Source organism: Candidatus Methanoliparum sp. LAM-1, from assembly GCF_020885915.1.
In the GTDB taxonomy this organism is placed as follows: Archaea; Halobacteriota; Methanoliparia; order Methanoliparales; family Methanoliparaceae; genus Methanoliparum; species Methanoliparum thermophilum.
Map to the genome: position 1 here is coordinate 932,271 of NZ_AP025251.1, position 19,311 is coordinate 951,581.

Here is a 19,311-nt window from a genome sequence, read left to right on the forward strand (position 1 = left end):
CTACGTCCAAATTTGCAAGAATAATTTGATAAAGCTCCCAAGGAAGATAAACGCTTCTCCTAAAGTATCGCATTTTCCCGTAGCATGTAACCTCGTATAAAAATCAGGAAATCTGATAAATCCTATTGCTCCCATCAACATGAAAAAGATACCCAATGCTATCGATATAGTTATAATCAAGTTTAAGAGCATAGTTCCCGTCCTTCAAGGTATTTTGCCATTATTAAGATCCCAATAAAATTTATTATCGCATATAGATATCATGTTTTAAATCGGTGGCAAAATCCCCCATGCTAAGAACAAGGTTGAAAACAATATTGCAATCATGTTCATAGTCTTTATCAGCGGATTAATAGCCGGTCCTGCTGTATCTTTAAAAAGATTTCCTACCGTATTCCCTACAACGGCTGCTTTATGCGCATCGTTCCCTTTTCCTCCAAGATATCCGTTTTCTATCATCTTTTTGGCATTATCCCAAGCTGCACCACCGTTTGCCATCATCAAGGCAAGCATCACTCCCGATATGATCACTCCGATCAAGAGACCACCGAGTGCAACAGAACCTAATACTAAACCTACAACTAGCGATACTACCACTGCGATAAGTCCGGGTATTATCATCTCTTTCAATGAAGCAGAGGTAACTTATTTACACATGCCATACTCCGGTTTACCCGTACCTTCCATAATTCCTGGAATCTCTCTAAACTGCCGTCTAACTTCTTCCACTATTTTAAACGCACCTTTGTCCCATAAAATCGGTTCTCATCCATTTTACTTAAAAACACGCTCTATAAACGGAACTACATCCTTTTTTCTTGACATTGTTCCATCAAGATAGATAGAATGATTTTTCACCGGTTTCTTGAATGCTTCCTCTGCCTTTGATTTATCTCCGACCACAAATAATTTAGATGCCCTTTCTACGATGTTTGTCACCATAAGAAGCAGGAGAGAATAGTTATTCTTATCCTTGAGTCTCTCCAACTCCTGTATCAATTCTTCCCTTCTATCTTCACTCTCTTTGAAGTCTACTACCTCTATCTGCCCGATTCCTACCTTACCCTTACCGAAATTAAAATCCTTGAAATCGGATAATATGATCTGTGAAGCGGTTAAATCCTTTAAACTGGATTTTTTTCTTTTCATATCCATACCAAATGTATTAATGTCTTCTATTCCTGATAAAGAAGCCAATTTCTTCACTATTTCTTTATCTTTCTCCGTGGTAGTTGAAGAGGTAAGGATAACCGTATCTGATAAGATAGATGAGAGAAGTATCCCTGCAATCTTTTTCTCCATCCTATTGATATATCTATCTGCGATTATTGTTGCAGTAGATCCGACAGGTTCGGTGTGAAAGAAGATAGGAGAAAAAAAAGAGAAATTTATCTTATGATGATCTATCACCTCTAAGATCTCTGCCTTATCAATATTATCTACCGATTGCAAGAACTCGTTATGATCGACCAAGATAAATTTCTTTCCTTTACCGTCGGATATAAAGATAGGAGGATCGACATCAAAATATTCCAGGACATAGCGGGTTTCAGCATTTATCTCTCCGCATCTGGCTGCTATAAAGTTTTCATCTTTAAAATATGCGTAAGCGATTGCAGAACATATAGCATCCGTATCGGGTTTTTTATGTCCTATAATATAAATATTTTCCATAATTGTTTACAAAAAATCATCCTTTATTAATTTTTCTTTTTCTGTAGAATGAAGATATTTCGTAATAACTTCTATTCAAGAAATAATTAAACATCGAATGTGTATAGCCATTAAAAATTACGTAGAAAAGTGGAATTTGGATATAGATCTGACTCTTAAAAAATCTTTATTCTTTCTTTTGATCAGCCAACCAATCACAGACTCTTGGCCAAAGTTTGTTATGGGCTTTTTTGCTTACAGATAGTCCAATATGAGATGAAGGAAATACTATCTCCTTATATTTACCAGAATAAACTTTTTCTAAGAAATTACTTGATTGGTATGGTATAAGATGGTCGTATCGTGCGATAATATTCAACAACGGGATATTTATCTTGCTTAGATCGATATACTCCCCATTAATCTCCACCAATCCTTTTATAAAGTTATTTTTTTGATAAAAATCGATTATCACCGTTCTATAGACGGATTTTGGTATTGATTGGGCGTCTGTAATCCATGTAATTCTTCTAAAGATATCTCGTTGGTATTCATACTCTAAGAATTCCTCTATAAAATCGCCATGCATCATAAAGAGCGGAAGGTATAAAGAAAGAAGATATACACCATAAGCATTCGGCAGACTGCCTGGGATCGATCCAGAGTAGAGGTTGATATAATCTGAGTCTATAATCGTGCAGAAAAATATCCTTGGATCAAACCAGATAGAAAAGTCAATAGGGGTTGCCAACAAAATTAGTTTATTCACTTTTTCCGGGTGTAAAAACGCGTAAATGAGGGATAGTATCCCACCAAGACAGTATCCCATGATCGATACCTTTCTGTTAGGTATCTTATCCATAGACGTATCTATGTAGTTTATATAATCGGATAGAGATACGTCTTCATTATGGAAATATTCCCATTCTATCTTATAAACTCCAAATCGACGTCTGCAAAACTGTTGTATAACACTAACATCCTTGTTTAGATCGAGTATATATGACCTGTTTATGATAGATGGAAGAACGAGGATATCATCTTTACCAGCGTTGTATCTAACCAGACGAAACCCTGTCCTTTCTTCAATATCCAGACAATTAGATGGAGAGAAAAAATATAGTAATTTGGAAATAGCGTATCCCATATTATGCTTTTCTAGATCGCTCTTCCAACCATTTTATTACTTTTGGCCAGTACTCTTTATGGCTTGATCTGCTCGTCGTTATACCAATATGCCCTTTATTGTACTCATAAACATCTTTATCTTTGCTCGATATTACATTTAAGATTGCTTTCTGCGATTCCAAAGGTGCAATGTGATCATAAGTGGCTGCTATTACCAACAAAGGAACCTCTATCTTAGAAAGGTCTATCTTCGTACCGTTACACACAAACTCGTTCTTAATCAACAGATTTTGCTGATACCACTCTTTTATATATTGCCGGTATGTCTCGCCTGGTATGGCTGGTGCATCGAATATCCATTTTTCCATCCTTAAAAAGTTCTTTAAAAACCGTTCTTCTTCCAACATCTCTAGCATACCATGGTACTTACCTACAAGCAGGTTTATTGGATCGACAAGAAGGAATCCTACGTTTAAAAAATCACCTGGTGCAAGACGAAACGTATCTACAATTTTATCAACATCCAAGTTTCTTGCCCATATAGCCAACGTATTATCAGTATCGAAATCGATCGGTGATGCCTGTAACATTAAATTTCTTATTTTATTTTGATGTAACACAGTATAAATCACAGATAAGTCTCCACCAAGACAGTATCCATGTAAACTTACTCTGTTAACATTATCAACCCATCTTATATAATCTACGCATTTATCGATATAGTTTACATAGTCATCTATCCTAAGATACTGATCTACCCGGGTAGGATAACCCCAATCTATCATATAGAGATCAAAGCCGGCATCCAGGTATTTTTTAACTACGGATATATCCGGACTCAAATCTAAGACATAAGGCCTGTTTATAAAGGCGTATAATATCAATAAAGGTGTTCTATATCTTCGCTTTGTTGTCGGGTGATAATGCAACAGTCTGAATATGCCGTTCTTATCTACTACATCGAAAGGAGATTGCCATACATCTATTTTTATATCAGAAAAGCGGCTCAACACATCAAAATAAGTAAAATCATCGATCATCTTTTATCCTCCTAATTTATGTCTTTTCTTTCAACATCTTTTTTTCTAACTCATTAATTCTCTTTTTAAGCATATCTATCTCGTCAATTGTAGAAAAAAAACCAATCTGTTCTTCTATCTCTGCAATTCTTCTTTCTACCGAATCAAGAACTTTTTTATTATCATAGACTCTTTTTTCTATCTCATCAACCTCTCTTCTTGGAGCAAACGGAAGTACCGGAAACATCTCTAATAATGCATATATCGCCTCTTCTGAGTATCTTATTGTATCGATTAAGGTATCTCTTAATCGATTTTGAACCTCTATAAACTCTTTAGACCTTAATAAATCATCATACTCTTCTGAATAAATGCTTCTGAATGTATTGAAGAATTTTTCAAAATCAACATCCTTATTCTCGACGATCCCTTCCGAGAATTTTTTAAGAGCTCTATTCCACACATGATCAAACATCAGTTCGTATCTTCTCCATAATCCGAATATCTTCGAATAAGTAGAAAAAACGTTGTTGATGTTCGTAATAAAAGTCTTAGGGATCAAAAACTGGGATTCACCAAGATAACCAAAAAAGTTGCTCAACACATCGAAAAAGTTCTCAAATCCCTCGTCTATCATATTTCTGAGTATATTAAACGGTAGAAACTCTTTTATTCGTGTAGAAAAAGCTTCATCTTCAGTCTCGTATTTTAAGACTACATTACTGTATCCTTTCAGGATATCTGAAAAACCTTTCATTATATCAATCTGCGATCTTCCAACAGCATTGAACATACCAGAGTAAGAGTTCAACAATGTTTCAGGAGTTAGAGTACCAAGCTGTTCTTTAACAAAAAAGGTTAATGGATAGGTCGCTACCTCAAATGGTCTAAAGAACATCGCAAAGATGTTTTTATATATATCTCTAAAATTTTTATCGAGCATGTCGTATATCTCTTCTGTAGCAATATCTGGATTTTCGACTATGCTTTCATAAACTTCTCTTAGTGTGTTATGAATAGAGACGTTTCTTATAATCATCTCATACGTCTCAGCTTGAAGATGAAGATAAGCATCGAATAACATTTTATACCTATCTTGTATCTCTTCATCATCTACCATTAAAACTCCTCCTTTTTAAATTTTATACCTATCTTGTATCTCTTCATCATCTACCATTAAAACTCCTCCTTTTTAAAAAAATTAAAAGATATTATTACAATATTTTAAATGAAATACGGTTATTCTTCTACTTTTTTGTTTCCGTCTTTTTAGTAGGCTTAGTCTCTTCTTCTGCCTTTGTTACATCTTTTTTAGTTACGTACGGTGGCATATACTTAGTAAAAAACTTGTTAGTCGTTTTAATATAATCAATCATACTATCTATGAATTTTGGGATAGTGTTAGAGACATTTGCCTTCTGTACAAAATTTTTAGCAAAGTCCTGATAAAATTTTGCCCATTTTTCCTGTAGTTTTTCAGGAGATGTTATCTCTTCCTTATCTACCTCTGTAATATATTTTATTAGCTCTTTATAATTCTTGTTTATACTGTCGAACATCTTCAACGGTATCTCCAACCATGCAGAGATCATGTTAAAGTATTTTTGATTCCAATCGATAATATCTTTTGCTAAATTCTCATCAAGATCCAACAATGGTTTTAAAGATTCTAAAAAATTGACGTACGTCTCGTTGTACATTCCAATCAGCTTCTGATAGATCTCTGTAGAAAATTCTCCTTTTTCTATACTCTCAACCATAGATTTGGTAAATATTCTTACAGTCTCATTCCAATCTTTGATCGTCTTCTGGATATATGTGAGATATTTCTCCTGGAATTCCCTCATTCTTTCTTGTTCCTCTGAAAAAGCACCTGTAAACTTATCAAACGAGTCTTTTATGATGTTCACATCGATAAATGGAACAGCTTCTATCATTTTAATGAACGATTCGTATACTTCTTTGTAATAGTCTTCCATGTCCGATATAATCTTTTTTACGTCCGTCTCTTTACCTGTAGCAATACCGCTCATAACTCTGTATCCTTCAACGAATATTTTATCCATACCCTTTATCCATGTATCGTAGACTTTTATATACGAATCAACCCCTTTTACCAACGTATCCGTATACGTATCGATTCCCATATGGAACGGGTAAACATTCTTTATCGTCTCTATAAATCTCTCATACATCTTGTTCCAACTGTTAAAATAGTCCATAACAGGCGTTAGAAAACTCTCACTGCCAATCTTTGAAATATCCATCAGATTAGTGTAATCTGCCCAGTATTTTGCCATATCAGTCCAGAACTTAAAGATATTCAAATATTCGTCCATAAAACTCTTTTTCTTTTCTTCTGTCATACTACAAACCTCCTCCTTATATTAGATATATTTGTATTTATATATAAACCTATTTGATATATAATATCTATAATATTCATAATAAACGGATAATATCTATAATATTCATAATAAACGGACCCGGGGGGATTCGAACCCCCGATTTCCGGCTTAGAAGGCCGGCGCCCTATCCAGACTAAGCCACGGGCCCATATAATAAGATGGGCTCGACCGGATTCGAACCGGTGGCCTTCGCCGTGTAAAGGCGATGTCATAACCAGCTAGACCACGAGCCCTTATAAACTCTATACTCGATATACTCTTATATTAAACTTATCGTTTTATTGCAGTGCAGGATGATAGGTCAAATTTAAAATCTATAGACGGAAAATCTATCTTTGCTTTTGTCTTCTGTTTTGTGTTTTCATTTAACGTTTTTTCTGCTAATTTATCAACAGATTTTGAACCTTGTAAGACAAAAAAACAAAAATTATATATACCATCTTATATTAAGTTATTAATGATAGGGGGATGGGAGTTTACGAAACATTCGTTCGGTGATCTTCTGATGACTTCCCGTTTTGGATGGAGGTGATCTTTCAAGTAACAGATAAACAAAATTTAAATACTATAAAGTAGAACGATTGATAGTAAGTAATTTTTGTAAGTTTAGAGAATTATGCCTTTAAGAAAGATTTATAAAGGTATAGATAATAACAAAAATCTGGAGGTTAAAAAATGTTTGGAATTAAAAAGATGTTGAAAGATGATGACGCTACTGGAATCGTCGGTGCTATAAGTGCATGTCTGCCATTTTCGGTGCTTGGTGGTGGGGCTGCATTGATTACTACTGTGATTGGTGGAATAATAAGTTTAATCGTAGCAGCGGCAACTGCTTGTTTTGGTTGTGTTAGTTGCGCTAGCATGTTCTGGTGTCTGCCAGCTGACTTATGTTATGCAGCGATATGTTCTATATGTCCTATGTTCACTCTGTTGATAGATGCTATTATCGGTATTGGGGTGGGTACGGTTACCACTTGTGCTGCGGCTATTGGGACGATGTTCGATCACATTATAGCATGTTCACCACTAATTGCGACTTGTTGCACTCCTTTAATTGGCGTATGTGCTGCTGCCGCGTCTGCAGTTGTCGGAGCGTTTGGATGCTCTCTCGGAACTGGTATTACCGGGACTTTAGGCATAGTCGGCTCTCTTGGTGAGATCATCAGTGATATGTTCTAAGCAGGCACAAGGTTATTAAAAATTACAAAAGTTTAATTTTATTTTTTTATCAATTTTATCTTTTTTCTTTAAACTCTTCTGAAGGATCTTTATAACGATAGTCATATTTTTATATAGAGATATAAGACAAGATAATAGAAAGGTATATATCCAGATCAAAAAAATTTTAAAAGGTGTTAAAGATCACAGATGAAGAAGACGTTGGCATGAATGAGATGGAATATCTAGTTATAGGTTACGGTAGCTTTGGCAATGCAATCTGCAAAGAGCTAAAAAATAACGATGCAAAGTTCTTTGTGATAGATAAGAACGAGTCCAAGATAGAGACGCTGAAAGACGAAAATTTCGATGCGATAGCCGGAGATATCCTAAACGATGAGTTTTTAAAGAGTATAAGAGTTCCTGACGTTGTTATCGTTGTAACTTCCGATATATCTGCCAACATTGCAATAACTGAGAAACTAAGAAAATTTTATCCCAATATCGTTATATTCGCCCGAGCATCAAACGATGCGACAAAAGAGGAGTTGGAGAAGAAAGGGGCGAATAATGTTATAATTCCACAGAAAATATCTGCTAAGTTCGTTTATGACGAATTAAAACGATTAGAAAAGGCATCACATGCTAAAAAACTACTTGAGACGATAAAAAGGACCAAAAATAGGATGGCAATAATCGTGCATGACAATCCGGACCCTGACGCACTTTCAAGCGCGATCACGCTCAAATTCATAGCAAAGAGTGTATCCGTCGATAGCGATATCTTTTATAAGGGTAACATAGGACATCAGGAGAACAGGTCTTTTGTAAATCTCTTGGATATAGACCTCAAGAAGATGGACGAATCAATCATCGATATCTACGATACAGTCGCATTCGTCGATACTGTGCCTGGCAGTAACAGTCCTACCATAAAATCCAATATAATAATAGACCATCATCAAAAAGAGGATATTTTAAAGACTGATTTTGTATTAATAGAACAATACGGATCGACAGCATCAATAATGACTCATTTAGTACAAGATTTAGACTTAAAATTACCTACAGAGATAGCTACAGCCCTATTATATGGTATTCGATCGGACACGTTAGATTTTACAAGGAATACAACTCCTGAAGATCTTACTGCAGCCGCATATCTTTATCCTCTCGCAAATTCAGACCTTTTAAAACAGATATCGAGTTCTGTCCTATCTACAACTACGCTCAATATCATAGGTGAGGCTATAAGAAACAGAGTGCAAAAGGGCAGTTATCTGGTATCGAACGTCGGTTTTATACGAGATCGGGACTCATTAGCCCAGGCAGCCGATTTTCTATTGAAGTTGGAAGGTGTCACGACTACTCTGATATATGGCATAATTGATGGAGAGTCTATCTATATATCTGCACGGACGAAAGACGTCAGAATAAACATTGGAGACGTATTAAAAGATGCTTTTAAGGATTTTGGTTCAGCCGGTGGGCGTAACGGTATGGCTGCTGCACAAATTCCATTAGGCGTATTCAGCAACGTAAATGATAAAGATTCGTTGATCAAGCTATCTGAAGAGGCAATAACAAAGAATTTCTTCAAGATTGTTGGTGTGGAAGATTTGGATGTGGAAAGATAAAATAAGGTAATTTAAAAATGTTAGGGGTATCTTCACTCTGTTTAATTGGTCATAAGTTGAAAGATGCATTGGAATATCTTTCTAAAGAGACGGATTACGTAGAGATTGTATCGGAAGGGTTTCACGACGTTAAAAAATATGGTAACGTATTGGACTCGTTCGATTTTAAATACAGTATCCACCTCCCTTTTATCGGCTTGGATATAGCAAATATTCGGGATGAGATCAGGATGGCATCTTTAAAGATTATGGAAGATAGTATAGACGCATCGATCGGACAAGACCCTTTGATATACGTAGCTCATCCAGGTATGATCGCAGCAGAACATTTAAAAGGGGAGAATATAGAAGCATTTAAAAAATCTGTCCAATATCTAAGCAGGTTATCTTCAGAATACTCGGTAAACATAGCATTAGAGAATATGCCTCTAAAGTTTCTTTTATTAACACAACCTGATGAACTACGTCTGATCGATGGATTAAAATTCTGTTTAGATGTAGGGCATGCTAACATTACAAAAAACTTGGATGAATTTTTATGCGAAGATATAGACCATCTCCATATTCATGATAACAAAGGAGTATACGACGACCATCTCAGGCTGGGATCTGGTAATATAGATTTCAAACTTGTATTAGAAAGATTAAAATCAAAGATTCGTATGCCTAATATCGTCCTTGAACTGAATAAAAAAGAAGATGTTGATCCGAGCATCAAACTATTAAAGCCTCGGTGGCTCAGTTGGCAGAGCGGCTGACTTGTAATCAGCAGGTCGGGGGTTCAAATCCCCCTCGAGGCTTATTGAACTGTGTTAAATAAAATTCACCATCCTCAATCTTTTTCTTTAGAAGTATGGATGAATTTCTTGCACCAAACCTATCCGATGCCCTATATGTTATAGGAATATCACGAATTTCCGATTTTATCGAGGTTTTTAGACTACCAAGATTACACTCGAAAGATTCGCATAAGATCGAGCAGAATCCACAATTGATACAATCTCTCTCGTCCAAGAATCTATTTTTAAAAGATCTGGTAGGACAATACTCTTCAACGAGACAATTACTACACTCATTACATAATTTTTTGTTATAATTTACCTTTAAATCTGTCCATACGTCTTTATAGGTAGATACTCCAATCTCCTGTCTATTATTTATATCTACTATAGGTAGTCTTATATTCTCATCTAAAACCTTTGCATTTTCCAGGATATCGTTGTTCAGTATCGGGATAGGCACCGCGATTGTATTGATTACTTCAGGTCCCCCGGACGTCAATATTCCGCCTATCTTATCAGGATTCATAGAGTACATATCTGCTATGATCATCAAAGAAGGCCTTTCTATCGTGGATTTTGTTCCTAAACCGATAATAAAACCTTCAGAATCGTTTACCAATATCTTTGACCCAATTCCCATCGCATTAAGATAAGGATCGTTTTCTATGGGGTTTAATTCACCACAACCTGCAACCGAGCACTCCTTGTAAGGTCCTTCCAATCCTTTTGGATGAAATATGGTCTTAAAAACTCCTTTCGATCCATTGGTGAACGCTTGATAATTTTTATAACTATTTCTAACTCCGATAATCTTTGCAGTATTTGTGTCTCTTATCGTTATATTATTCTTTAATACGCGTCTATCCTGGGTCTCAACTTCTACGTTTATCTCTTTACCCTCTATCAAATCTCTAAATAAGTGTCCTCCGCCATAAAAAGGATCGTATATGCTTTGTTGGGTACCATAAATGATAGTGTCTATAAATCCAGCATTTTCATTAGGTGCAGGTCCTGGAAGGGCAGGTATTCCATTAAACCTTACAATCCTACCTTTTTTGAACAATCCAGGATCAGAAAAACGAAAACTTAAAATTGCTGCCGTTCCAGACATACAACCTCTTGTTGCAGTAGTTACAACATCCACATCATCAACGGTTACTTTTTCACCATTACGAACCATATCGGATAGATCATCTGCGCTTATTACCGATACATCACCTCTTCTAATCTTATAGTTTATATCTGCTATACTTCTCATTGGATGCCTCTTAATCCTTATCCTTAGATGAGCGGATATGGAGGATTGTCTGGTATTTCTAAAAGTTTATCTTTGACTTTGGATATCTTATCTTTCTGTATATCCATTATCCGTTTTCCAAACGGAGATAAAGCATAGACGGGTATCTTTCTGCCATATATCTTGGTATCATCCTTTCTTCCGATAGTTTCACGGATCGTTCTTGATGCACAAGCGGTGACGATGTCTGCCATCTGTATGTAAGGGATTAAATCTCTGGAGACACCTGTCGAATGGACGATTATCTTGAGAGTCTCTCTACCGTAACCTTCCTCTGTTCTTCTTATATCAATGATAGACCTGGCAGAATCTCCCGATATCGTAACTCCTACTTTATCATAACCCAACTCAAAAGCCTTTTTTACTCCTGCCACCTGATCTATAACGGCATCTTTTGATACTATAACTCCCTTATCTTCCAATCTTTTTATCACTGCTGGAATAGGAGACGTCTTTATCAGTCCACTCATCATCATTCCTACCCCTTGCACGATCTCTGGTCTGTCTGTTACTATAGTACCTGCACCATCACATACTATGACACTACAATCTATAAGTCTTTCATCTAACACGGTTGCTAAAGTCTCGGATGCACCATATCCCAGAGCTATGCCCTCACTCTCGATGATACGATTGGGAGTGCACAAACCGTATGCCTTTATTTTTAACTCCATTGCCTGCTTTATGCTCTCTCTACTCATTTCTTTTCCAATAATGGCGTAATGTATAGGACACGATTTAATTAACGGATCGGATACGGATACAACCTCCCCGTTACTTACTACCATTCGTGCCTTTCCTACCTCCCATATATGTTCATCGCTCTTCATAATTTATATTAAATTAATTATTATATTATACTATACCTTTATATCTTTATATTTTCTATCGAGATTTATTTTATATCCTTTTATCGGATTAGACACATTGTTGCAATCTTTGTTCCTCTCCGTTGTACATATCCCATAGGTCTTCATCGTCGAACATGATGGGCATCTATAAGTTATGCCGCTACCCTCTCCGATTATATTATCCACCTGATATCTTGTCATTTCAAAATCGAAATCCGGCATATTTCTAAATAGTTGTATTATCTCGTCCTTTTTTACACCGATCTTATGAAGAAATGTAGTTAAACTAAACCTCTCATGATGTGATAAGTTGATCCCTTTCTCTGTTTTAGAAATAATCCCTTTGATACACGGTGGAAAACAATCTGAATCTATCTTGCTTATCTTTTCTCTGTTATCTTTTTCTTTTAAGCATTTTATTATATCTCCAACACGGTTTATAATCTTTGAACAATCTTCTTTATCTATTCTCAAAGGTAACGTATCCTCTATAATTTCTCTATATTTTTCGGCAATAAGACGAACAAAATCCTCTTTTTCTAAAGGAATCCAGCCATTAGAGATTTTTCTATTAACAAGCTTCCATTTTTGATCGTTGATCCTTCTGCTATTGTTTAAATAATCTGTAAAATATGTTTCATATTTTTCTCCATCTTTTTTCAGTCTTAAACCGAATTGTGCCGCAATTTTTATAATAAAATTATCTTCTTCTTTCTTAAGCTCTTCGTAAACTCTTTTGGACTCAAAATAGGCATACCTTTTAATTAGACCGATATCATTTATACAGGATAGAATAATGTTAGTTACAGGATAAGAGAGTATCTCAAGATATGGATTGTCATACTCGTGAATCTTTCCATTTAATGCGTCCTCTACTCTTTTCCTTCCACAATCAACTATCGTCGAGATAGAGCCTTCCAGTAGATCGTTGAAAGAGATGCCACTATCTCGTATATACTCTCTCGCATCGTTTAAAAACGGATATTTGTAGATCGTATAAATATCTGTATCTATACTACTCCTAAGATGATCAATAGTCTCTTTGCCCATTCTAACTTTTTTCTCTTTCTATCTGTAACTGTTTGATCTTCGAAATCAAAACCTGCCAATATTATTTCTCTCGCTCCAAAATGTTTTGCTAGAAATACGCAACGATCTCCATCTGTAAATCCTCCAAAATTGTAAATATTGTCGAAAGGGCTCGATTGGGTAGTTCCTATCACATTTTTGAATTTTGGAACATACTTTTTTATCTTATCGATGTTATCTCCATGAGCATGTATCACTATCAAAGATCCTCTCTCTTCTGCCATCAATATGTCATCTATATTGCCATCCAGGTCTGTAACGATGATATCTGGTAAAAGATCGATATTCAATAACAAAGATGTTGCACCATCTGCCGCTATAATCGTTTTATCTTTTAAAACGATATTTTTTAGATCTTTAACTAAAATAGCAGCTTTTCCACATACAATAACACTTTTTGCCGCTATTTTTTGCTCTATTTGTCTATAAATCATACCACTTTCTTTTTTATCTAACATTGTAGATAGAATGCGGGCGCTCTCTTCATCTGTATCTCTTGAAAAGCCAAAATCTTTGATGATCTCTGTATATATCGGCTCCCATTCTGTAAAATTCATATTTCCTCACTTATCGATACGTTTTATACCAATATCAACCTTATTATCTTGTATCCTCCAATTTTTGACAAAATCTGCCCCTTCCGTTGTTTCATATAATATTTTATCTGCTCTAACTTCTTCTGCTATTTTATCTGCACTCTCTTTTATTAACTCTGCTATTTTTCCAGCATTTATAAAAACAGTTATAAAATCATCTACATTTAAATTAAGATCTTTTCTCATCTGTTGTATTCGTCTTATAATCTCTCTTGCATATCCTTCCGATACAATCTCATCTGTCATCTCAAGATCGAGATACAATCTTCCTCTGCTAAAATCAACAGATACAATCTCATTTCCGGCTATTGCCTCCTCATTTTTAAGTATCTCTACATCCATAGAATTGGTCTGGCGGAGGAGGATATCCTTCAATCGATCTACTGCATTAAAAAGTTCTTCGTTATTTGATGATATTATCAATCTCTTTACAGGCCATCTCAGATTTCTTTTTGATTTATTCCGAGCAGTTGCTGCAGATTCTACTATATCTCGTATGATATCCATATCTCTTTCTAACGTATCGTCTATAAATTCTGTCTTAACTTCAGGATACGAAGAGAGATGAACAGATTCCTCCTTTGAACAGAGATTTTGATACATAAATTCGGCTAAATATGGAATTATAGGTGCTAATACTTTAGTCAGATCTACCAAAACGTTGAATATAGTATAATACGCTGCTAACTTATCCATATTCTCTTCTTCTATCCAAGTTCTTGGCCGAATTATCTGTATATACCATCTAGAAAGATCATCTACAACGAATCTTCTTATCTGCCTGACTGTGGTATGTATATTGTAAGATTCTAACGACTCTTTGATAGATTTTATCAAATTGTATAATCTTGAAAGAATCCACCGATCTTCCTCTTTTAGATGATCTTTTACAGTATCGTAACTCGTATCTGGTTCAAAATTATCCAGGATCATATATGGCAGTGGGAACTTATATACGTTCCATATTATGTTTAAAGTTCGATATGCAGAATCTACACCATCCCAACTAAACTTAAGATCCTCCCATGGTGTGTTTGACAAAAAATAAAATCTCAAGGCATCTGTACCATACTTTGCTATAATCTCTTCTGGATATACCACGTTTCTAAGGCTCTTTGACATCTTATTTCCTTCCACATCAAGGACGAAACCATGCATCAAGACATTCTTATATGGCGATCTACCAAATACAATACTGCTTGCACCCAATTGAGAATAAAACCAACCTCTGGTCTGATCATGCCCTTCTGTTATGAACTCGGCCGGCCAAATTTTTTCAAATAGGTCTTTCTCAGCAGGAAAGTTTAACGTTGCCCAAGAAGCAATAGCAGAGTCGAACCATACATCAAAGACATCTTTTACCCGGCTCATCTCCTCTCCACATACCTTACACCTCATCTTTAACCTGTCTATATTTGGTCTATGTAAAAATCTGATCAGATCATCGTAATTATTATAATAATTTGTTACACCCGTCTTATCGTTAATCAAACCTTTTAACTCGTTTATACCACCTATTACCTCAATATGCCCACATTTACATCTCCATATTGGGATGGGAATACCCCAGTATCTCTGCCTTGATATACACCATTCTTTAGCGTTTAACACCCAGTTATAAAATCTTTCAGATCCTGCCCAATCAGGATACCATTTAACTTTTTTAATCTCTTCGAGCATTATCTCTTTTACAGCAGGTATATCAAGATACCACTGGCTGGTTGCTAAATATATAACCGGTGTTTTACATCTCCAACAATGACCATATCTATGGTTTATCATCTCTTTTGCAAAAAGGAGTCCTTTAGATCTTAAATCTTCTATTATTTCATTGTTCGCTTTTTTAACATAAATCCCTTTATATTTTCCCGCATCTTCTGTATAAATCCCTTCTTCATTCACAGGACAAAAAATAGGTAAATCATACTTTTTTCCAACAGAATAATCCTCCTCTCCATGACCGGGCGCTATATGAACACATCCGGTGTTTTCATCCGTTACAAAATCTGCTAAAATTACTTTATGATCAAAATCGTTTTGTTTTTGAACCAAATCTGTTAGCGGATGAATATACCTTATTCCTTCCAGACATCTGCCAGAAAATGACCGTAGTATATCATAGTTACCTGATCCAAGGAGAGAAATACAATTTTCTGCAAGAATTATCCTTCTCCCTTTATCTTTATCAAATACCTCCACGTATCTTAAATCAGGATTCACTGCAATAGCAATATTTGCAGGTATCGTCCATGGTGTGGTAGTCCAGATAAGTATAAAAGTATTATCGCCTGATGTATAATCTTCTTTTTTTATAGGAAATAGAACGTAAATACTTGGATCCGATACATCCTTGTATTCTACCTCTGATTCGGCGATTGCCGTCTCGCATCTAGGACACCAATTTATTACACCCACATCCTCTTTAAGGATTCCTCTGTGATACGATTCCTTAAGGGTCCACCAGGCGGTCTCAATATAATGCGGGTCTATCGAGATATAAGGATTCTCCCAATCCATCCAGACGCCCAATCTTTTGAATTGATCAGTCATGAGATCTTTCTGCTTTATTGCAAAATTTATACAGCACTCGACAAATCTGTCTATTCCATACTCTTCTATATTTTTTTTAGATTTAAAGTTCAAGATCTCCTCTACTTTAACCTCTATTGGGAGACCATGCATATCCCAGCCAGGTCTATCCATTACTGAGTAGCCGCACATAGTCTTGTAGCGTAGTATATAATCTTTGATTATCTTGTTCCACGCGGTACCCATATGAATCTTTCCCGTGGTGTACGGGGGTCCATCCACAAAGAAGAATAATCGAGTAGTCTTTTTTTTCCTTACTTTATTGTAAATATTATTCTCTTGCCAAAATTGTTCGATATCCGATTCTATATTATGCGGATTATAGCCTCCTTTAATCTCTTTAAGCATCATTCCACCAGATCTTATTTTTAGATTATATTTTTAAGATACCCGTTTCTTATTAGCCAATCTCGTTGTGGTTTTGTATAGATCCAGGTTATATCTCCTTTCGAATCCTGGACTTCCCATGGAGTAACGACCACCAAAGAATCTTCTTTCAGCCATCGTCCTCCTTTCAATCTTCCAGGAATCCTGCATATTCGTGTTACCCCATCAGAACACCTTATTCTCAAATGATTTGACCCTAGACGCTGTTCTACCAATCCGAACAATTCTCTTTTCTCTTTTTTGGGTATATATACCCTTATTACTTCTTCTGTATTATTACTCTTTTTTTTATGTTTTACAAATTTTTTATTATTCAGTATAACAACCTCCCTACTGGTAAGTTTTGATCTTATTTATATCTTTTCTCTTATTGGAGATAGTATTTTATTCAAATAATTAATGGCGTTTTTTTTCAGATCTACTGGATGTAAATTGCCTTCTAAATAATCGTTCTTAAAGTTTGTAAAATTTGAATATACCACATCCCCACCGTATCTTATATCCCTCTCTATAATGACTTTATCGTATCTTTGGAATATAAAATATTTAAATATAGCAATAATAGGGTTATTCTCGATAGAACCAGGAGGGCAGAACGAAGAATTTATCTTTTTTTCGATATCTTCCTCTGAATCGTCCACCGCTATAAAATTTGTCTTAGAACTAGACATTTTTTCACCATCCAACCCCTCAATTATCGGAAGATGGGCACAGATCGGTTTTCTAAACCCCATTTCGGGAATTTCCTCTCGAGCAAGCATATGGATCTTTCTTTGATCTATCCCACCCAAAGCAACGTCTACATCTAATCTTGCGATATCCATAACTTGCATTAAAGGATAGATAATTTGAGAGACTTTTGCTGTCTTCATGTTTCTTCCGACCTCATCCATGCTTCGTCTTGCCCTGTTTAAAGTAACCTTTCTTGATAATATTAAAACGTTCTTCATATATTCCGGATCGAGTTGAAAACTGCTTCCGATCACATAATCTGCATCAAGACCTGTAGCCTCAAAAACCTTTTTATTCATTTTAGCGACCTCTTCTATCTCTTCTAAAGATCCTTTATTATTAAGGTAGGCATGTAAGTCTGATAACAGAACTATTACTTTAAAACCAATCCGTTTAAAATCTAATAACTTAAATATAGTCAATAGATGTCCTAAATGTATTTTACCGCTCGGTTCATAACCTGCATAAATTTTGGGCTGGATTCCTTTAGATATCAATTCTTCCAGCTCTTCTTCTTGTATAATCTCTACAAGGTTTCGTTTTACGATATCGATCTTATCCATCATTTGTTAAACCTCTTGTTAAAAAATACTAATATTTATTAACCCACTTAATATTAACTTTTTAGAGGTTTTAATCGAATGCCTATACATCCGATAGAATATAGATACGGAACTAAAGAGATGAAAGAAATATGGACGGAAGAAAATTATTTGAGAAAACTTTTAGACGTAGAGGTGGCATTATCAGTTGTAGAAGCAGAATTGGGCATCATTCCTAAAAATGCTGCAGAAACTATCACAGCAAAGGCTAAAACAGTCTCGCTCGATATGGTAAAAAATATTGAAGATGAGATAGGACACGATATAATGGCAGTTGTGCTTGCCATATCGAAAAAATGCGGTGATTTTGGAGAATGGGTTCATTTTGGAGCTACATCTAACGATATAATAGATACGGCACGTGCTTTGCAATTTAAAGAATCTATAATCGTATTAGAAAAGCACCTTAAAGAATTATTAAGAGTATTGATCGATCTTTCGTATGATAACAGAAAAAAAGTCTGTTCTGGGAGGACGCATGGACAGATAGCAATCCCTACTACGTATGGAATGAGATTTGGGATATGGGCATCAGAGATAGATAGACACTTGGATAGAATGAAAGAGCTGAGTAAGAGATTATTAGTCGGAAAACTCTCTGGCGCCGTTGGTACTATGGCAAGTCTCGGGGCTGATGGGATAGAAGTACAAAAAAGACTTATGGATAGATTACATCTTGAACCTGCGGAGATAACAAATCAGGTGATCCAGCGAGATACATATGCCGAGTATCTTTTCTGGCTTGCAAACATTGCGACTACGTTAGATAAGATCTGTATCGAACTGAGAACATTACAGCGTACAGAGATTGGAGAATTAAGAGAGAGGTTTGGAAATAAACAAGTTGGATCTTCTACAATGCCCCATAAGAGAAATCCGATAAAATCAGAACAAGTGTGTGGGATAGCTAGAGTTGTACGTTCTTATGTCGAGCCTGCTCTTCTGAACAATACACTATGGGATGAGAGGGATCTAACCAACTCATCTTGTGAGCGAATAATATTACCAGAAGCGTCTATTTTGGCCGATCATATAATAAGATTAACATCAAAGATTTTAAGTAACCTAGAATTCGATGAGAGAAATATAAAAAATAATCTGGAGATATTGGGTGGATTAAACCTTTCTGAGAGAATAATGATAGAATTGGCAAAAAGAGGGGTAGGAAGACAAGAGGCACACAAAATAATGAGAAACATCGCTATGGAAGTATATAGTAGTGGCAAAGAACCGATAAATGTCATAAAAAATAACGAGACAATTAAGAGGTATTTTAAAGATGAGGAGATAGACAGGATAATGACGCAGGAAGACTATATCGGTATGTCCGTTACGATCGTCGAAAACTTGGTAAAAAGATTGGAAGAAAAATGGTTTTAATGT

The 19,311-nt window shown here is 35.6% G+C and carries 17 protein-coding genes, 3 tRNA genes and 1 pseudogene; 5 read left to right on the forward strand and 16 right to left on the reverse strand.

The window, feature by feature from the left end:
* The 9 genes and pseudogenes from LPC15_RS07060 to LPC15_RS05160 all read right to left on the reverse strand — a co-directional run bounded on the left by LPC15_RS07060 (position 1) and on the right by LPC15_RS05160 (position 6,441).
* Positions 1-192 carry a cation:proton antiporter gene (locus LPC15_RS07060; RefSeq protein WP_420709469.1) on the reverse strand — a complete coding sequence of 64 codons (192 nt, stop codon included), beginning with the start codon at positions 190-192 and terminating at the stop codon, positions 1-3.
* Between the two features lie 75 nt (positions 193-267).
* Positions 268-747: pseudogene (locus LPC15_RS05125) on the reverse strand (sodium/proton-translocating pyrophosphatase); the annotation flags it as partial.
* A 27-nt stretch (positions 748-774) separates the two neighbouring features.
* A complete protein-coding gene (locus LPC15_RS05130) occupies positions 775-1,674 on the reverse strand; it encodes a manganese-dependent inorganic pyrophosphatase (protein ID WP_229234303.1) in 900 nt (299 codons plus the stop codon).
* A gap of 166 nt (positions 1,675-1,840) precedes the next feature.
* Positions 1,841-2,800 carry an alpha/beta fold hydrolase gene (locus LPC15_RS05135; RefSeq protein WP_229234304.1) on the reverse strand — a complete coding sequence of 320 codons (960 nt, stop codon included), beginning with the start codon at positions 2,798-2,800 and terminating at the stop codon, positions 1,841-1,843.
* Position 2,801: 1 nt separating this feature from the next.
* On the reverse strand, positions 2,802-3,821 hold the full coding sequence (gene phaC, locus LPC15_RS05140) for a class III poly(R)-hydroxyalkanoic acid synthase subunit PhaC (protein WP_229234305.1): 1,020 nt from the start codon (positions 3,819-3,821) through the stop codon (positions 2,802-2,804).
* A 16-nt stretch (positions 3,822-3,837) separates the two neighbouring features.
* Positions 3,838-4,920 carry a hypothetical protein gene (locus tag LPC15_RS05145; protein WP_229234306.1) on the reverse strand — a complete coding sequence of 361 codons (1,083 nt, stop codon included), beginning with the start codon at positions 4,918-4,920 and terminating at the stop codon, positions 3,838-3,840.
* Between the two features lie 127 nt (positions 4,921-5,047).
* Complete coding sequence (locus LPC15_RS05150; RefSeq protein ID WP_229234307.1) at positions 5,048-6,166, reverse strand: hypothetical protein; 1,119 nt, start codon at positions 6,164-6,166, stop codon at positions 5,048-5,050.
* A 115-nt stretch (positions 6,167-6,281) separates the two neighbouring features.
* Positions 6,282-6,356: transfer RNA gene (locus LPC15_RS05155), tRNA-Arg, on the reverse strand.
* A gap of 11 nt (positions 6,357-6,367) precedes the next feature.
* Positions 6,368-6,441 (reverse strand) — tRNA-Val (locus LPC15_RS05160).
* A gap of 442 nt (positions 6,442-6,883) precedes the next feature.
* Here LPC15_RS05160 and LPC15_RS05165 point away from each other — a divergent pair.
* The 4 genes from LPC15_RS05165 to LPC15_RS05180 all read left to right on the forward strand — a co-directional run bounded on the left by LPC15_RS05165 (position 6,884) and on the right by LPC15_RS05180 (position 9,803).
* On the forward strand, positions 6,884-7,387 hold the full coding sequence (locus LPC15_RS05165; RefSeq protein WP_229234308.1) for a hypothetical protein: 504 nt from the start codon (positions 6,884-6,886) through the stop codon (positions 7,385-7,387).
* 173 nt (positions 7,388-7,560) lie between these two features.
* Positions 7,561-9,003: a DHH family phosphoesterase gene (locus LPC15_RS05170; RefSeq protein WP_229234309.1), complete on the forward strand. Its 1,443-nt coding sequence runs from the start codon at positions 7,561-7,563 to the stop codon at positions 9,001-9,003.
* 17 nt (positions 9,004-9,020) lie between these two features.
* Complete coding sequence (locus tag LPC15_RS05175) at positions 9,021-9,761, forward strand: sugar phosphate isomerase/epimerase family protein (RefSeq protein ID WP_229234310.1); 741 nt, start codon at positions 9,021-9,023, stop codon at positions 9,759-9,761.
* Positions 9,731-9,803 (forward strand) — tRNA-Thr (locus tag LPC15_RS05180). Before LPC15_RS05175 ends, LPC15_RS05180 begins: the two co-directional genes overlap by 31 nt.
* On the opposite strand, the gene LPC15_RS05185 is transcribed toward LPC15_RS05180, so the two are convergent.
* The 7 genes from LPC15_RS05185 to LPC15_RS05215 are packed head-to-tail and all read right to left on the reverse strand — an operon-like array spanning position 9,769 to position 17,889.
* Positions 9,769-11,043: a methanogenesis marker 16 metalloprotein gene (locus LPC15_RS05185; RefSeq protein ID WP_229234311.1), complete on the reverse strand. Its 1,275-nt coding sequence runs from the start codon at positions 11,041-11,043 to the stop codon at positions 9,769-9,771. The two genes, LPC15_RS05180 and LPC15_RS05185, sit on opposite strands and share 35 nt — an antisense overlap.
* Before the next feature lie 23 nt (positions 11,044-11,066).
* Positions 11,067-11,912, reverse strand: a complete 846-nt coding sequence (locus LPC15_RS05190) for a methanogenesis marker 8 protein (RefSeq protein WP_229234312.1) — start codon at positions 11,910-11,912, stop codon at positions 11,067-11,069.
* A 30-nt stretch (positions 11,913-11,942) separates the two neighbouring features.
* Positions 11,943-12,983, reverse strand: coding sequence for a DNA primase large subunit PriL (locus LPC15_RS05195; protein ID WP_229234313.1), 1,041 nt, complete (start codon positions 12,981-12,983; stop codon positions 11,943-11,945).
* On the reverse strand, positions 12,944-13,579 hold the full coding sequence (locus LPC15_RS05200; RefSeq protein ID WP_229234314.1) for a 6-hydroxymethylpterin diphosphokinase MptE-like protein: 636 nt from the start codon (positions 13,577-13,579) through the stop codon (positions 12,944-12,946). The genes LPC15_RS05195 and LPC15_RS05200 overlap by 40 nt, the downstream gene beginning before the upstream one ends.
* Positions 13,580-13,585: 6 nt before the next feature.
* The gene (gene ileS, locus LPC15_RS05205) at positions 13,586-16,558 is read right to left on the reverse strand and encodes an isoleucine--tRNA ligase (RefSeq protein ID WP_229234315.1); all 2,973 of its coding nucleotides are present in this window, start codon (positions 16,556-16,558) and stop codon (positions 13,586-13,588) included.
* 17 nt (positions 16,559-16,575) lie between these two features.
* A complete protein-coding gene (eif1A, locus tag LPC15_RS05210; RefSeq protein WP_324255075.1) occupies positions 16,576-16,947 on the reverse strand; it encodes a translation initiation factor eIF-1A in 372 nt (123 codons plus the stop codon).
* Positions 16,948-17,889: a tyrosine--tRNA ligase gene (locus LPC15_RS05215; RefSeq protein ID WP_420709505.1), complete on the reverse strand. Its 942-nt coding sequence runs from the start codon at positions 17,887-17,889 to the stop codon at positions 16,948-16,950.
* A 78-nt stretch (positions 17,890-17,967) separates the two neighbouring features.
* Here LPC15_RS05215 and purB point away from each other — a divergent pair, with 78 nt between their 5' ends.
* Positions 17,968-19,308, forward strand: a complete 1,341-nt coding sequence (purB, locus tag LPC15_RS05220) for an adenylosuccinate lyase (RefSeq protein WP_229234317.1) — start codon at positions 17,968-17,970, stop codon at positions 19,306-19,308.
* Positions 19,309-19,311: the final 3 nt, after the last annotated feature.

Excerpts from the sequence above, each read along its gene's own strand:
- LPC15_RS07060 (WP_420709469.1), bottom strand. The coding sequence starts at position 192 with ATGCTCTTAAACTTGATTATAACTATATCGATAGCATTGGGTATCTTT.
- LPC15_RS05200 (WP_229234314.1), bottom strand. The coding sequence starts at position 13,579 with ATGAATTTTACAGAATGGGAGCCGATATATACAGAGATCATCAAAGAT.
- LPC15_RS05190 (WP_229234312.1), bottom strand. The coding sequence starts at position 11,912 with ATGAAGAGCGATGAACATATATGGGAGGTAGGAAAGGCACGAATGGTA.
- LPC15_RS05150 (WP_229234307.1), bottom strand. The coding sequence starts at position 6,166 with ATGACAGAAGAAAAGAAAAAGAGTTTTATGGACGAATATTTGAATATC.
- phaC (WP_229234305.1), bottom strand. The coding sequence starts at position 3,821 with ATGATCGATGATTTTACTTATTTTGATGTGTTGAGCCGCTTTTCTGAT.
- LPC15_RS05145 (WP_229234306.1), bottom strand. The coding sequence starts at position 4,920 with ATGGTAGATGATGAAGAGATACAAGATAGGTATAAAATGTTATTCGAT.
- LPC15_RS05130 (WP_229234303.1), bottom strand. The coding sequence starts at position 1,674 with ATGGAAAATATTTATATTATAGGACATAAAAAACCCGATACGGATGCT.
- LPC15_RS05185 (WP_229234311.1), bottom strand. The coding sequence starts at position 11,043 with ATGAGAAGTATAGCAGATATAAACTATAAGATTAGAAGAGGTGATGTA.
- LPC15_RS05135 (WP_229234304.1), bottom strand. The coding sequence starts at position 2,800 with ATGGGATACGCTATTTCCAAATTACTATATTTTTTCTCTCCATCTAAT.
- purB (WP_229234317.1), top strand. The coding sequence starts at position 17,968 with ATGCCTATACATCCGATAGAATATAGATACGGAACTAAAGAGATGAAA.
- ileS (WP_229234315.1), bottom strand. The coding sequence starts at position 16,558 with ATGATGCTTAAAGAGATTAAAGGAGGCTATAATCCGCATAATATAGAA.
- LPC15_RS05195 (WP_229234313.1), bottom strand. The coding sequence starts at position 12,983 with ATGGGCAAAGAGACTATTGATCATCTTAGGAGTAGTATAGATACAGAT.
- LPC15_RS05175 (WP_229234310.1), top strand. The coding sequence starts at position 9,021 with ATGTTAGGGGTATCTTCACTCTGTTTAATTGGTCATAAGTTGAAAGAT.
- LPC15_RS05215 (WP_420709505.1), bottom strand. The coding sequence starts at position 17,889 with ATGGATAAGATCGATATCGTAAAACGAAACCTTGTAGAGATTATACAA.
- LPC15_RS05165 (WP_229234308.1), top strand. The coding sequence starts at position 6,884 with ATGTTTGGAATTAAAAAGATGTTGAAAGATGATGACGCTACTGGAATC.